The organism is Flavobacteriaceae bacterium GSB9 (genome assembly GCA_022749295.1).
In the GTDB taxonomy this organism is placed as follows: Bacteria; Bacteroidota; Bacteroidia; order Flavobacteriales; family Flavobacteriaceae; genus Flavisericum.
The window spans coordinates 2,400,245-2,416,369 of the sequence record CP062007.1; the positions used below are offsets into that span (position 1 = coordinate 2,400,245).

Annotated in this window: 8 protein-coding genes; 6 read left to right on the top strand and 2 right to left on the bottom strand. The window is 36.1% G+C overall.

Annotation, left to right across the window (positions count from 1 at the left end):
- Nucleotides 1–44 precede the first annotated feature (44 nt).
- Nucleotides 45–521 (bottom strand): hypothetical protein, encoded by a 477-nt coding sequence (locus GSB9_02105; GenBank protein UKM65535.1) that lies wholly within the window; start codon nt 519–521, stop codon nt 45–47.
- A gap of 195 nt (nt 522–716) precedes the next feature.
- Nucleotides 717–1,937, bottom strand: a complete 1,221-nt coding sequence (locus GSB9_02107; GenBank protein UKM65537.1) for a permease — start codon at nt 1,935–1,937, stop codon at nt 717–719.
- Nucleotides 1,938–2,309: 372 nt separating this feature from the next.
- Between GSB9_02107 and GSB9_02108 the strand changes: the two genes are divergently transcribed.
- The 6 genes from GSB9_02108 (at nt 2,310) to GSB9_02113 (ending at nt 16,116) form a co-directional block, all read left to right on the top strand.
- Nucleotides 2,310–2,981, top strand: coding sequence for a DUF2807 domain-containing protein (locus tag GSB9_02108; GenBank protein UKM65538.1), 672 nt, complete (start codon nt 2,310–2,312; stop codon nt 2,979–2,981).
- A 187-nt stretch (nt 2,982–3,168) separates the two neighbouring features.
- Nucleotides 3,169–5,943: a LuxR C-terminal-related transcriptional regulator gene (locus tag GSB9_02109; protein ID UKM65539.1), complete on the top strand. Its 2,775-nt coding sequence runs from the start codon at nt 3,169–3,171 to the stop codon at nt 5,941–5,943.
- 229 nt (nt 5,944–6,172) lie between these two features.
- Nucleotides 6,173–9,271: a TonB-dependent receptor gene (locus tag GSB9_02110; protein UKM65540.2), complete on the top strand. Its 3,099-nt coding sequence runs from the start codon at nt 6,173–6,175 to the stop codon at nt 9,269–9,271.
- Between the two features lie 13 nt (nt 9,272–9,284).
- Nucleotides 9,285–10,859: a RagB/SusD family nutrient uptake outer membrane protein gene (locus tag GSB9_02111; GenBank protein UKM65541.1), complete on the top strand. Its 1,575-nt coding sequence runs from the start codon at nt 9,285–9,287 to the stop codon at nt 10,857–10,859.
- 30 nt (nt 10,860–10,889) lie between these two features.
- Nucleotides 10,890–12,734: a hypothetical protein gene (locus tag GSB9_02112; GenBank protein ID UKM65542.1), complete on the top strand. Its 1,845-nt coding sequence runs from the start codon at nt 10,890–10,892 to the stop codon at nt 12,732–12,734.
- Between the two features lie 214 nt (nt 12,735–12,948).
- Entirely contained in the window at nt 12,949–16,116 is a 3,168-nt protein-coding gene (locus tag GSB9_02113; protein UKM65543.1) for a glycosidase, read from the top strand.
- Nucleotides 16,117–16,125: the final 9 nt, after the last annotated feature.

Below are 16,125 nucleotides of genomic sequence, written 5' to 3' on the forward strand. Positions count from 1 at the left end.
GGTAAATAGTTAATTTAACCAAATACAACAAATTTGTATGTAGATTAAAAATGCATTGAAAGTCCGATGCCATTTCCGTTGGCTATAACGTTAAATTCAGGTTTAAATTCATAAAAGGAAGTTGATTTTAATGAGGTATTATATAGTTCTACAGCTTGTTTGGCGTTTTTATTTGCACCTGATGAAAAAGGAATGGCTATAGCGATAAGGCCAGCACCAACACCGGCTAAAGCCCAGTTGGCGTCACCACCACTAATAGCAGTTCCAAGGGGCCACCCCACTAAAAATCCACCAGCACCACCAAAAATTGAAGCTATCGTGTAGTTTGTTTGTGCCTTTTTTATAAAGTCAAAAGCCTGCTCATTCGACTTCATTGTTTTTACTAAATCTTTCATTTTCATGAGCCTTCCGTTTTGGGTGTATTTGTATCCACCAAAGACTTTCTCCATTTCAATGTTTTGCGCATTACAGAATGTTGCTATGCCTAAAACGATAGTTAAAGACAAAATAATTTTTCTCATTTTTTTAAAGGCTTTTTATATTGGAAAATGTTACAGAATTATCTAGTGGTTTTTTAGGTTTTTATTATGGAGTACAACGTTTGGTTATGGTTTCGTTCCATAAAAATCCGCAGGACTTTCCGATAAGAAAGTTAGAAATATTTATTAATAGCCGGAGTTTGCACATCGTTTTTTTGTTTTATTTAATTTTTGCATTTAGAGTACATACTTCAAGATTATACCAATTGTCAACCATACATAGCTTACAAAAGCTGCCCATTTCAAACTTTTTTCAAGCATTTGACTCTTTGGAGCCATCTCTTTATGGTATTTCACATCTTTTCCCTTAAAGAAACCGTAATAGATTAAAACTCCCGATAAAGCAACAAAGGCAAGGTTTAAAAAGAAGGTATAATCTATCTTAAAGTGTTCTTTTTCAGTTATACTAATTGTAGTTGATTCAGGAATGAGGTTTAATAAATCGAAGCCATAATGCAACAATAAAGAGGTAGCTATAAGTGATGCAAACAATAAAAACAGTATAAAAAAGGACATCTTCCAACCGTAATATTTAGCATTGATGCGTAATACTGGGAACACTACGAGATCACTGAATATAAATGCCATTACTCCTGCGAAACTCACACCTTTTCCGAAAAGCAATGTTGCAAGTGGAATATTACCCATCGAGCCTATAAAGGTTAGAAAGGCAGCAATCGGTCCAACAATAACGTGTTCAAGCAAGGTAAAAAAACCGAATGATTCTTGACCATTACCCGTGTTAATAAAAAGAGTTTGAAAGAATGAATCTGGGACAAATGAAGCAACAATTCCTGCTATAGTAAAACCTACGGTTACATCTTTCCAAACCATTTTCCACTCCATAGCATATTGTTTCCCTACCTTTGTCCATTTTGAAGTGGATTTTAATTTTTCGATTAAAGGCTTTTGTCCAGTTTGCTCTTCTTTTTTAGATTCATTTAAATTTTTTTGAGCATTTTTTATTAGTTGGTCTGGCTTGATGAATCGAATGAGAAGCCAACTAAAAAGAATAAGGAATATTCCACCAACATATTCTCCGACAACAAACTGCCAACCTAGGAAGATTGAGATTATGATTCCCAGTTCTATCACAAGATTAGTGGAAGCCAATAAAAAAGCAATGGATGAAATAAAACTTGCGCCCTTTTGAAATAAGGACTTTGTAGTTGCTAAAGCTGAAAAACTGCAAGAACTACTTACAAACCCGAAAAAAGTACCTAAAAGAACACTTTTTCCACTTTTATTTCCCATTATTTTTTGCATTCCCTTTTCTGTAATGAAAACCTGTATCATTGAACTTATAGCATATCCAAGAACAAATGCCCACATTGCCATCCAAAAAAATCCCAAACTGGTATATGCTGCTTCTCCCCACTTTTCTAAAAATTGGTTCATTTAGTTTTAATTTAGTCTTATCGGTTTTACATGTGGCCCCATCGGTAAAATAAACAAAATAGTATTTATTATTGTAATATTTATTCTCAAAAACTAAAATAGATAAGTTTTTAGAATATATAGAAGATATATCGAATAAGCTAAAGAAGACGCCTTTCAAAAACTAGAGGAAAATGCCATTAAACTGAGCGCCAATCACGCGGTGGGCATAAGTATTGATTTTGAAACCGTACCCAATACCACCTTTTAGTATTTATAACGAACGGCTGTAAAAGTAGGCTAGAATAGCATTATAAAGTTTTCATAAAAAAAAGCACTGTGGAATAATTCTTGATAATTTTGCGTTAACTATATAAATCAATTCAAAAACGCATGAAAACACTAGTAAAATTTTTTGTACTGTTTGTTACCACCACCCTATTTTCGCAAAATACCATAGAACAAGATATTGAAGAATTTACCGAACTCAAGGTTTTTGATTTAATACAAGTAGAGTTAAAAAAGGCGAACCATAATAAAGCTATAATTACAGGAGATAATAAAGAAGACGTTGTTATTGTTAACAACGAAGGAAAGCTAAAAATTAAAATGAAATTTAATGAAGCTTTTGACGGTGCCGAAACCAAAGTGGTATTATATTACACAGCCATTGATATTATTGATGTAAACGAAGGGTCGAAAGTAGAATCTAAAGATATTATTGAGCAATTTGAAATTGATTTAAAAGCACAAGAAGGCGGTATTATTAACGTGCCTATACATGTAAAGTATACAAATGTTCGTGCAGTTACTGGCGGTTCTGTTACTACAACGGGCGTTTCAAAAAAGCAAAATGTATCATTATTAACAGGAGGAATGTATGATGGCAAATCCTTAAAAACCCAAAATACCGATGTATCGATTAGCGCAGCGGGTGAGGCTTATGTTAATGCCTCCAAAAAAGTTGATGCCAAAGTACGTGCTGGAGGTAGTATTTACATTTACGGAAAACCCGAAGAAGTAAACGAAAGTAAAATGTTGGGCGGCACTATTACACGAATGTAAATGTAAAAGAATAGTATAAATAACTTATTAAAGCACCTGCTATGGTGCTTTTTTGTTTCAATTCAACAATACAAAGACGTTACCATTACTGTTTTAGACTATATTTTCACTATCTTAGTACCTATACAACTAATACCAAACAAGATTGAGACCGCTAAGGATTTTATTAATAGGGTTCCTTTTTTTTATGTCCTTAAAAATTAAGGCTCAAGAACTTCCTCCTATTCAAATATTCACCCCCGATGTTTATGGTTCCCAAAATCAAAATTGGTCTATTTCTCAGTCCCAAGACAAATTAATTTATGTAGGTAATAACAAAGGTTTGTTAGAATTTAATGGTGAGGAATGGCGGTTGTACGAAACGCCAAATAAAACTATTGTAAGGGCTGTAAATGTAATTGATAACCGCATTTATACGGGTTGTTACAGAGAATTTGGCTATTGGTTGAGAGACAAGCGAGGTGTTTTAAATTATATTTCAATTTCAAAACAGCTCAACATCCCTTTTCTTGAAGACGAAGAAATATGGAATATTATCAATGTAGACGATTTTGTAATATTTCAGTCCTTAAGGCGCATATACATTTATAACGAAATGCAGAATACCTATAAAATTATTGATTCAGAAACTGTAATTAGTAAAAGTTTTAAGGTCGATAACCGCGTTTATTTTCAAAAATCTAAAGATGGGGTTTATGAAATTCAAAAAGGTTCAGCAAAGTTAATTTCCAATGATATTATTTTAAAGGAAAATCTTTTGGTTAATATGTTTAAACATAACGAAAATTTACTTTTACAAACACAAGACCAGGGTTTTTATATTTTAAAAAATAACGAGTTGTCAAGGTGGAATATAGAAGCGGCTTCTACGCTCTTGGGTAATAGAATTTACAGCAGTACAAAATTACAAGATGGTAGCTTCGTTTTAGGTAGTATTTCCAACGGCATTTTACACTTAACCCCCGAAGGAAAAATAAATTATAAAATAAGTCAGAGAAATGGCCTTAGCAGTAATACGGTTCTATCGGTCTTTGAGGATATAGATAATAATATCTGGTTAGGGTTAGAGTTTGGTATAAACTGTATAAATATAAAATCGCCATTTAGGATTTTTAACGATAGCGACGGTAAAATAGGCTCTGTGAACGCATCTATAGTTTTTAATGGTAATTTGTATTTAGGTACTAATCGTGGTCTTTTTTATCGCACCCTGTCTTTAAACACCCCTTTTAAATTTATAAGTGGTTCTCAAGGTGCGGTTTGGACTCTAAAAAATATTAATGGTACACTTTTTTGCGGGCATGATTCCGGAACTTTTGTAGTAAAGAACAATAGTGTTGATCTTATTGCCGATGTTACGGGTACTTGGGAAATTAAATCGTTAAAAAAAACAAATAATACATTAATTCAAGGTAATTATGATGGTTTGTATGTACTTGAAAAAGATACGTCTGGAAAATGGACTTTAAAAAATAAAATAGAAGGTTTTGAGACGTCCAGCAGATATTTTGAAATGATAAATGATACAACACTCCTCTTAAACCACGAATACAAGGGTGTTTTTAAAATTACATTAAATAGCGAATTAACAAAGGCTAGTGTAATTCCTGTAAAAAACTCTAAAAATTTAGGAGAAAGCACCAGTTTGGTTAAGTATAACCAAAACATATTGTATGCGCACAAAAAAGGTGTTTTTAGGTATAATTTAGAAGGTAATCAATTTGTAAAAGATTCGATATTAAGCAACTTGATTGACACCAACAATTATACTTCTGGTAGATTGATTGTTGATGCTAACAATAACAAACTATGGTCTTTTAATAAACTAGGTATAAATTTTATTACTTCCAACAGTTTAAGTGGTGTTCCAAAAATTAATAATATTCCACTGCCAAACGATGTTAGAAAAGATGTTGTTGGCTTTGAAAATATAAATCAGATAAATGCAACTACCTATTTGTATGGTACCTCATCGGGTTATATGTTAATCGATTTAAATAACTTAATAAACCGAGAACACAGCATAAAAATTAATCAAGTATTAGTCGCCAATTCAAAAAATGCTGAGTATTTAAAGTATATAGATGCCTCTACCGTAGGCCAGTTTAAAAACAATGAAAATAACTTAGAGTTTCATTATAGCGTTCCTATATTCAATAAATATCAAGTGGCCGAGTACCAATATAAATTAGAAGGTATTTATGATGAATGGAGTCGCTGGTCAACCAATTCTACCGAGGTTTTCGAAAATTTACCTTTTGGGGACTATACCTTTCATGTACGTTCGCGCATTGGTAACGAAATTTCAAAAAACACAGCCTCGTTCAGCTTTAATATTGAGGTACCATGGTTTTTAACCAAACAGATGATAGCGGTTTACGTGTTGCTTATAATACTTTTTTCATTGTTTATGCATAATGTTTATAAGCGTTATTATAGAAAACAACGCGAAAAATTACTCAAGAAAACTGAACGCGAACTGGAATTAAAAGAATTGGAAAACAAACAGCAGCTAATGCGTTTTAATAACGAAAAATTACGTCAGGATATAGAAAGCAAAAACAGGGAGTTGGCTACATCGACCATGAGTTTGATTAAGAAAAATGAGTTCTTAAATAGCATAAAAGGCGAGCTGAAGAATTTAGATGGTGGTAAGGACGTAAAAAAAGTTATTAAAATCATAGATAGAAACTTAAATAATAATGATGATTGGCACACCTTTGAAGAAGCCTTCAATAACGCCGATAAAGATTTCTTAAAAAAGATGAAAGCCGAACACCCTACATTAACGTCCAACGATTTAAGGTTATGTGCTTATTTACGTCTTAATTTGTCATCAAAAGAAATAGCACCATTACTCAACATTTCACCAAGAAGTGTTGAAGTAAAACGGTACCGATTAAGAAAAAAACTCGAATTACCGCACGAATCTGGGCTTACCGATTATATTTTAGAAATTTAATAATACAACATTTCTAAAATTTACCTATACATCACCACAACATTAGTCATTTTTACAAACTTTCTTTAAAAGTCTAATCGTTGCTAAAAGCTTATTATAACAGGTTTTTATTATAGTATTCTTAAAAAAATGATTAATATTTTAAGATGTATGTTTTTTGTTGTGGCAAATAATTTCAAAATCGCAATCTTACGCTGTAGTTTTACGGAAACTAAAAACTAAACTCGTAATGAGACAAAAACTATTAAAGATTTTGATGCTATTTTTTATAGCACATTCTGGCGCACAGAATTATAATGTATCTGGTGTGGTTCAGGACAACACAGGATTTCCTATTCCTGGAGTTAATGTTATAGTAAAAAACACTACAAAAGGAACCGTAACAGATTTTGATGGTAATTTTTCCCTTTCAGATGTTAGTAATGGATCGGTAATTTCTTTTAGTTATATTGGATATATAACCAAAGAGTTTACTATTACAAATGGGTCAAATTTAACCATTGTTCTAGAAGAAGATTTAGCACAACTAGACGAAGTCGTTGTTGTGGGTTATGGTACGCAACGAAAAAAAGAAGTTACAGGAGCAGTTTCGGTTGTCGATTCTGATGCCATTGAAAAACTTAATCCGCAAAAAGTAGAGCAGGCACTGCAAGGTCAAATTGCAGGTGTTAATGTAACGTCATCTTCGGGTTCACCTGGTTCTGGAGCTAACATCAGAATACGAGGTATAACCACTAATGGAGACAATAGGCCCTTAATACTGGTTGATGGTAACGTTATTGAAGACCTTTCTGTAATTAACCCCAACGATATTAAGAGTATGAACGTACTTAAAGATGCCACTGCCGGTATTTATGGTGTACGTGGTGCCAATGGTGTTATTCTAATTACCACTAAAACAGGTAGAAAAAATTCGGAGTTAAAATTTCAATTGGATGCTTATACGGGTTTTCAAACAACTAGTAATAAAATAGACCTATTAGACCCATTAAATTTTGCCATTTATGTAAACGATGCGGCCGATGAAACAAGGTATTTTGTATATCCTCAAAAAGGTACCGATTGGCAAGATGAAGTTTTTAAAACAGCTGCTATTTCAAATATAAACTTTAGTGGTAGTGGCGGTACAGAGAAATCGGCTTACACGTTTGGAGTATCGTATCTTAATCAAGATGGCATTGTAGGGGGCAGTAAATCTGGTTATGAAAGGTTTACAGCCAGATTGGGGTATCAGTATGATATTTTGGAAAACCTAAAATTGTCTGCAACGGGATTATATACAAAATCGAAAAAAAATAATTTACCAGAAGGTGGTATAGGGTCTGTGTTATACAGTGCAGTAAATATGAATCCAGATTTACCTGTATATGACGAAGACGGCGAGTTTTCACTTGCAAATGATATCTCGCAAATAGAAATCATAAACCCGCTATCACAAATAGCAAATACCCATAATATGACAAGGGTAGATAAATATAGTGGTACCATTGGTTTAGACTATACCTTTTTTGAGCATTTTACCGTAAGCTCTAAACTTCAAATCAATTATTCAAACGTTCTGAATGATGTGTTTTTCCCTATTGTAAATTATGGAAATGGAAAGACTTCAAATAGAGCTACAAACGAAGTTCAAGATTTCAGTGATTTATATACAGACTACACTTGGGATAATTACATAAATTATACAAATACATTCGCAGAAAACCATGATCTAACCGTTTTATTAGGTACTTCGGTATTTAGAACAAGAGGTCATTTTTATGGACAAAGCGGCCAACAGTTAATAAACGGAAGCAACTCGGTTAACGATGCTTTTGTTGATGGTTGGATTGGAGATAGAGTTGAAGGCGTGCTATCAGATAGAATTAATGATGCCTCAAAAGCCGTTGGCGGTGATCAGTTCGATTCCCGCTTATCCTCAATATTTTCAAGAGTGCAATACAGTTACAAAGGTAAATATTTAATCTCAGGGGTCATTCGTAGAGATGTATCTTCAAGATTTTCATCAGTAAACAACAACAATGTAGGCTACTTTCCTTCAGGTTCACTGGGTTGGAATATTTCTGATGAAGATTTCTTTAATACAGATGGTTGGATTAATTCTTTAAAATTAAGAGCAAGTTATGGTATTATTGGTAATGATAGAATAGATGACTTTGCATATATCACAAGGTTAAATGGTGAAGCTACTGTAGATTCTGGTAATACATCCAGTGAAGACGATTTACTCAATGGTGTTGGAGCAGGAACCATTGGTAATCTCGATTTAAAGTGGGAAGAACAAGAAACGGCTAATATTGGTTTAGATGCACGACTTTTTAATAATACAGTAAGCATCACAACCGATGTGTTTAGAAAACAAACTAAAAACTTATTAATCCAACCTCAGGCACCTGGTATAATTGGTGTAGGAGCGCCTGGAGCGGCTTCACCCTTTATTAATGCTGGTACGGTGCAAAACCAAGGTGTAGAGTTTAGAATAGGTTATGATGATAACTTTTCAGACGACTTTAAGTTTAATACAAGTTTTAACGTAACGTATTTAGAAAATGAAGTGACCTCATTAAATGGGCGCGACGTTCCTCCAGGAGGGGAGTTTGGTGTAGGCATCAGTCAAAACGATATATCGAGAATGGTGGTTGGAGAGCCTTTAGGGTATTTCCATGGCTACAAAACAAATGGTATATACCAAACACAACAAGAAATTGACGCTTTAAATGCAGCATCGCCAACAGGAACCTTTAGTACGGTTGGAGATATTGCTCCTGGAGATTTAAAATTTGTAGATACCAATGGTGATGGACAAATTACCGATGATGACAGAACCAATATAGGGGATGCCATTCCTGGTTTTACGTTTGGGTTTAACATTGGCTTTTCATACAAAAACCTAGACTTCAGTGCGAATGCGTTTGCATCGGTTGGTAACGATATGATAAGAGACTACGAACGTAAAGATTTATTTGCTAACAGAGGCACCTACATGCTAGAGCGTTGGCAAGGAACAGGTACAAGTAATTTTGTACCACGAGCCGTATCAGGGGCTTCGATAAATACAGATTTATTCTCAGATTTTGTTGTTGAAGATGCTTCTTTCTTGCGTTTACAAAATATTCAATTAGGCTATACCATTGACTCAAATAGCTTACTAGACACAGGAGTTGACAAAATTAGAATATATCTATCAGGTAATAATTTATTAACGATAACAGATTATAAAGGCTATGATCCTTCAGCTACTTCAGGAGCACCTATTGGTGGAGGTATCGACAAAGGGTTTTATCCGGTTGCGGCCACTTACTTACTAGGAGTTAATTTAAATTTTTAAATCTATGAAAAAGATGAAACAATTAAAGTATATATTTTTCGCAGCGCTAATAAGTTTAGCTTCTTGTGATGAATACACAGAAATAGAAGCGATAGGACCAAATGCGAATAACTTTTTTAATACAGAAGGAGAGTACGAAGATGCATTAATAGGAGCCTATGATTTACTGCAGGGCACATTTTGGAACAATTTAGTAGCGGTATCAGCTTCAGACGATTTTGGAGCAGGTGGCGATGCCTTTAACTACGATCAGCCCGTTATTCAGAATGTAAATCTTATGATTCAAACGCCTGCAGATCAAGAGCAATTAAGAAGCGTTTGGCAACTAATGTATGCAGGCATGAATCGTGCTAATTATTTGTTGGAAAATAAAGGAAAAATTGATTTTGCCGGAAAAGACCAAATCATTGCCCAAGCCTACTTTTTAAGAGCTTATTATACATTCGAACTGGTTAAATTTTTTGGAAATATTCCATTAAAGGTTGAGGAAAGAAATGGTGTCGATAGAATTGCAGACTCACAGGTATTGGCTGGAGACGAACTTTCTATGGAAAGAGTAGCAAGTATTTCAATTGCTTATGGTTTAATTCAAGAAGATTTAAAAGAAGCTATACCTAATTTACCTGTAACTCAAGACCAACCTTATAAAGTAACTAAAGGTGCGGCCCAAGCATTATTGGGAAAAGCCTATTTGTACGATAGCAAATATAGTGATGCGGCAACAGTACTTAACCAAGTTATCAATAGTAACGTATATGAGTTGACTACTGGAGTAGACTATCAAAATATGTTTTTAACTCAGGGCGAAAACGGGCCTGAATCGGTCTTCGAAATCCAATACACTAATGTAGAAGGTGCAAGTTGGGATTGTATACATTGTAGCGAGGGCTCTTATTTTGTTCAATTTAATGGTCCAAGATCTCCTTTTGACGACCCTGTTTATGCCGCCGGTTGGGGCTTCTTGTTACCATCGCAAGCATTATACGATTTGTATGATGATAATGACTTAAGAAGGGATGTTACCATTTTTGATCTTAGAGATCTTAAAGCAAAAAAAGAAGATGATAGTAGTGTTTTGTACTCGTCGCCTAGAGAAGATACAGGTTTCTATAACCACAAGTATATGCCTAGAAAAGCAGACAAGTCAGGAAACCAAAGTGTAGCAGAGTTGGTGCATAAAAATAATTACCGCGCCATACGTTTTGCCGATGTATTGTTAATGGCCGCAGAAGCCGAAGCCCAAAGTGGTGGGCCAAATGCAGAAGCTTACCTTAATCGTGTAAGAGCTCGTGCCTATGGAGATACCAGTCATGATTATTCTGCAGCAGAAGGATCTTTGGTAGAGGCTATATGGCAAGAACGTAGAAAAGAGTTGGCAGGAGAGGGTCATAGATTTTTTGATCTAGTAAGAACAGGAACAGCAAAAGCAGCGTTCGATGCTTATAATGCCAATAAACCAGATGATTTTGAAGCTATCAATTTCACTGTAAATAAAAATGAGGTCTTCCCTATTCCGTTGATTGAATTACAATTAGCTTTAGCTGAAGAACGATGGGGACAAAACCCAGGATATACAACTAATAACTAAACTAAAACATTAAAATAAAAAACTAAAAAGATGGATTTATTAAAAAAAGGAATATATGTTCTATCAGTTTTATTGGTAGGTTTTATAACATCTTGTGAGCAAGAAGAAGATTTGAATATAATAGCGGGTTTAGATTTTGTAGTAGCCCAGCTAAACCCTGAGGGTAACAAGGTAGGAGTGTTACCATCTACAGTACCACCAGATGGTAGAATTGTCTATACAGTAGATTTTGGAGACCCAAATTCTACCGATGATGTACTAATGACCAGTGGTCCAATGGTTAACTACACATATCCAGAAGAATCGGAAACTTACAGTATAACTGTAACGGCCTCTTTGTCTGGTAAAGAAGATGTTTCTATAACAAAAGAGCATACCGTGGTATTTACAGTTGAAGTTGATCCAGGTGATTTACCACCTATTGTTGGCACTTGGAAATTAGCTCCAGAGGCTGGTGCACTAGGTGTTGGGCCAGCGTTAAACGATGTGTCTTGGTGGTCTAACTCTGCCGAAGATGTAGTTACGAGAGCTTGTCTTTTTGATGATGAATATGTATTTAACCAAGACGGAACATTTCAAAATGTTTTAGGAGAAGAAACTTGGATTGAACCTTGGCAAGGTGCAGCTGCAGAAGAATGTGGTACACCTGTATTTCCTCATGATGGAAGTGCAGACGCTACATATGCCTTTAGTGCAAGTGCGGGCACAATAACCATTAATGGTAGAGGTGCTTTTCTAGGTTTGTCAAAAGTAATTAATGGTTCAGAATTAGCCTCACCAGGAGATGCACCAGATTCAATAACATATATAGCTACACTTTCAGATGATGAAACAACTTTGGAGATAGATATAGAAATTGCTGGAGGAGGATATTGGTCTTTTAAATTAGTAAAAGAAGCACCACCAGCACCATCACCAATAGCAGGAACTTGGCGTTTAGCTCCAGAAGCGGGCGCTTTAGGTGTAGGACCTGCACTAAACGATGTATCCTGGTGGTCAAGCCCAAGTGAGGCTGTTACTGATAGAGCCTGTTTATTTGATGATCAATATGTGTTCAATGAAGATGGAACCTTCCAAAATGTTTTAGGCTCAGAAACGTGGTTGGAGCCATGGCAGGGCACAGATCCAGAGGCATGTGGTTCACCAGTGTTTCCTCACGATGGTAGTGCTAATGCAACCTATATATACGATGCCATGGCAGGCACTATTACTTTAAATGGTAAAGGCGCTTTCCTCGGGTTGGCAAAAGTGGTAAACGGAGCCGAATTGGCAAACCCAGCAGATGCCCCAGATTCTATTACTTATATCGCTAAAGTAGATGGAAATACGATGGAGTTGGATATAGAAATTGCAAATGGAGGATATTGGTCATTTAAATTAGTAAAAGATGCTCCTCCAACTGTTGTAGGCACTTGGAAATTAGCTCCAGAAGCGGGCGCTCTTGGTGTAGGGCCAGCGCTAAATGATGTGTCTTGGTGGTCAAGCCCTAGTGAGGCAGTTACAGATAGAGCTTGCTTATTTGACGATGAATATGTGTTCAATGAAGATGGAACCTTCCAAAATGTGCTGGGCTCAGAAACGTGGCTGGAGCCATGGCAAGGTACAGACCCTGAGGCATGTGGAGCTCCAGTATTTCCACATGATGGAAGTGCTTCGGCAACTTACACGTATGATGAAAATGCTGGAACCATTACCTTAAATGGAAAAGGGGCATACCTTGGATTAGCTAAAGCTGTTAATGGAGCCGAATTGGCAAACCCGGCTGATGCACCAGACTCGATAACTTATATCGCGCTTTTAGATGGAAATACTTTAGAACTGGATATAGAAATTGCAAATGGAGGATATTGGTCATTTAAGCTCGTAAAGCAGTAATAACTCCTTAAACATAGATTTTAAATACAGGCTATTTTACTACTAAGCGGGCTAAAAATGAGACCGCTTAGTAGTCTAAAATCAACTACCTTGGTGTAAGCAAGCGAGCCATGGATTGAAAAATGGTTTTTAATTTCAATATAAGTCTCGGAACATTTATATCTCGATTGTCGAGTAAAGTTTGGTACCAAAACTAATTTAACTAAATAAGAATATGAAAAACATTTTTTTAGGAATACTCTTTTTTGCATTCACTACTGTATTGTTTGCGCAAGCAGATAAGGTAACCGTGGTAAATGATGAAGACGGCATGAAACTAATCGTTAATGGCGAAAACTTCATAGTAAATGGCATGAACTGGGATTATTTTCCAATTGGCACTAACTTTACATATAGTCTATGGAATCAGTCAGATGATGTAATTAAAGCTGCTCTTGATGCCGAAATGGGCCTGCTCCAAAACATGGGAGTAAACGCCATTAGAATGTATACAGGTGTACAGCCAAAGTGGATCAAATACATCTACGAAAATTATGGTATTTACACTATGCTCAACCATTCTTTTGGTCGTTATGGATTGACCATTAATGGTGCTTGGACGCCAGTGACAGATTATAGAGGTGATGCTACACAGGAATTACTTTTAAGCGAAGCTATAAAACTAGCTGAACAATACAAAGACACCCCAGGATTATTACTCTATTTGTTGGGCAACGAAAATAACTATGGATTGTTCTGGGCAGGTGCTGAAACCGAAGATTTTCCTGATGAAGAAGATCAAAAAAGGGAAGTAGGAGAAAAGCGAGGTAGGCCCATGTACAAATTAATGAACGATGCGGCCATAAAAATGAAAAATATAGACGCCTCACATCCAGTGGCCATATGTAACGGCGATGCACTTTTTATCGATATCATTGCTGAAGAATGCAAAGACGTCGATATTTTGGGCGTTAATGCATATAGAGGCGTAACCTTCACTGATTTGTTCGATACAGTAAAAGAGAAATTTAATAAACCAGTACTGTTTACAGAGTTTGGTGCCGATGCCTTTAATGTCATCGAAAACCAAGAAGATCAAAAATCGCAAGCGTTTTACATGGTAAATAACTGGAAAGATATTTACCGAAATGTTGCTGGATTTGATGGAGCAGACAACGCTATAGGTGGATTTACATTTCAATTTAGTGATGGCTGGTGGAAGTATGGGCAAACTAAAAATTTAGATGTTCATGATAATAATGCATCATGGGAAAATGGAGGATATTACCTAGACCATAAAGAAGGACAAAATAACATGAACGAAGAGTGGTTTGGTATTTGTGCCAAGGGGCCAACAAACGCCAGAGGGCTTTACACACTTTATCCGCGTGCAGCGTATTACGCACTTAAAGAAGTACATCAGTTGGATGTTTACGCAGATGGTATGGACACCAATTTTTTAAACAACTACTTTAAGAACATAAATCTTATGGATGCGGTACTAAGAGCCAGAGGCGATAAAGCGGCCATGGGAGGAAACGAAAAGCTTCATCTTAGTACTTTAAGAGCCGAGTTTACCACTTTCAATACCGGAGGCAGTTTAATTACTACGCCAGAAACCGCAAACCCTGATGATGCTCAAACCTACCCTAATCAATTGGGTTTTGATCATATGCAATCATATTATGTAGGTATTGGAGCAAATCCAGCACCCAACATGAGTGCTAACGTTAATTTTAACATTTTAGGAAATGTAGCAGCAAATCCAATAAATGAAATTTTTTACGAAAATGTTGGCCGCCCAGTCACCGTAATCAATAATGAAGGGGAAGAGGTTACAATTACAGACAACAATCGCGTAAGGGTTTATAATGCCGAGTTTGAATGGAAAGGAAAAGTAGCTGATGTACGGGGATTTTACAGAACAGGGCATTACCATTGGGCTTACGAAGGCGACTTTTTTAACCTATATCCAGAAGCTAATTATGGCCCTAACTTAGATATTTATAACGGTGAAATTCTAGGTTTAGAATTTGATGGAAAAGGCGACTTAGATGGTTTAAAAGCAGCTTTTGGACCTCAATTATGGTGGGGAGCCAATCCAACCATGTTGTTTAAATATTCAAAAAACATATTAAAATGGGATGTAACAGGAATTTATCACAGAGATCTTAATACTGACTTAGAATTTGACGAAACAGGTAGGCGTATTTTAAACCCTAATCAAGTGTCAAGTGGTGTTATACCGCCTTGGCCAACAGAAAGAGCAACGCTTGCTCTTGAAAGAGATTTTGGTTACTTTGGAATTACGCTTGGAGGTATTTGGGGTGGAAGCCCGTTAAACGGAAGTTTGTTCCAAATGTACTTACCAAACAATGATGTCGTGGTTGTCGACAAAGTTAATAGTAAAGACAATTGGGGGGCAAAAGCTAAGCTTACCTATCAAAAAGGACCCTTTAATTGGTATGCACAAGGTTCTTATATGGGCTTAGTCGCCAATGGAGGTGTAGACCAAACGAGAACGTTTACCGGTTGGAAACTTAAGGATTCAGGAAGCGGAAACATGACCAATTTCCTAACAGGTTTCGCGCTTACGGCTGGTAAAGTTCAAATTGCACCTAATTTTATGTATCAAAAGCCTATAGTAGATCCCATGCCAAATGGTGTAGGTGCTCCTGGGCGTTTAAGGAATGTTATAGACGATCCGTTTGCTGTACGCGCAGGTAACAGAGAGACAACAGCTGGGGAACTATTACTAACTTTCGACCCTACGCCAGGAACCTGGATGTATGAATGGGACAATGATAGAGCCGAGGACGCAAAATTTGCAATGAACTTAGGCTTCACATACCGTCACTTACCAACTACGCAAGATGCACATATCGGGTTTTTAGCAAATCGTCAATATTTTGCCTTTGGTGAATCTGCGCCAGCTGAAGATTTATGGGAGGCGCATTCACGAATCGTTTCTAAACTTAATCCAGACCTTGGAATTATAGGTAATTTCTATTATGGAAATGGCCAAGGAAATGGTGATTCGCAAAGAACCATCACCCGTTTTGGTGGAGACATAAGAATGATTTATAAGAAGATGAAGTTAATGTCTCATGTAAAAGTTAACGATTGGGGTCCATTCGATTATCATCGCGATTTCAACCTTACTTTTCCGCTACAATTAATGTTAGATCTATCTACAACACTTGGCAAACCAGATTGGTTTATTTTACCTAGTACACAAATTGGAATAAGAGGTATGTGGCGCTCTCTTGATGAAAACTCACCGCGATACTTACCTAATCAAACTGCAGAATTTGCTTCAGAACCAATAGTGAGTCCTGTTGGGTTTCCTAACGGCTCAGAATGGGAAATTAGAACATACATACATATCAATATTGGCAAATAATACAAACTA

What these genes read in the sequence shown, in the direction of transcription:
- GSB9_02105 (UKM65535.1), bottom strand. Translation starts at nt 521, where the DNA reads ATGAGAAAAATTATTTTGTCTTTAACTATCGTTTTAGGCATAGCAACA.
- GSB9_02113 (UKM65543.1), top strand. Translation starts at nt 12,949, where the DNA reads ATGAAAAACATTTTTTTAGGAATACTCTTTTTTGCATTCACTACTGTA.
- GSB9_02107 (UKM65537.1), bottom strand. Translation starts at nt 1,937, where the DNA reads ATGAACCAATTTTTAGAAAAGTGGGGAGAAGCAGCATATACCAGTTTG.
- GSB9_02112 (UKM65542.1), top strand. Translation starts at nt 10,890, where the DNA reads ATGGATTTATTAAAAAAAGGAATATATGTTCTATCAGTTTTATTGGTA.
- GSB9_02110 (UKM65540.2), top strand. Translation starts at nt 6,173, where the DNA reads ATGAGACAAAAACTATTAAAGATTTTGATGCTATTTTTTATAGCACAT.
- GSB9_02111 (UKM65541.1), top strand. Translation starts at nt 9,285, where the DNA reads ATGAAACAATTAAAGTATATATTTTTCGCAGCGCTAATAAGTTTAGCT.
- GSB9_02109 (UKM65539.1), top strand. Translation starts at nt 3,169, where the DNA reads ATGTCCTTAAAAATTAAGGCTCAAGAACTTCCTCCTATTCAAATATTC.
- GSB9_02108 (UKM65538.1), top strand. Translation starts at nt 2,310, where the DNA reads ATGAAAACACTAGTAAAATTTTTTGTACTGTTTGTTACCACCACCCTA.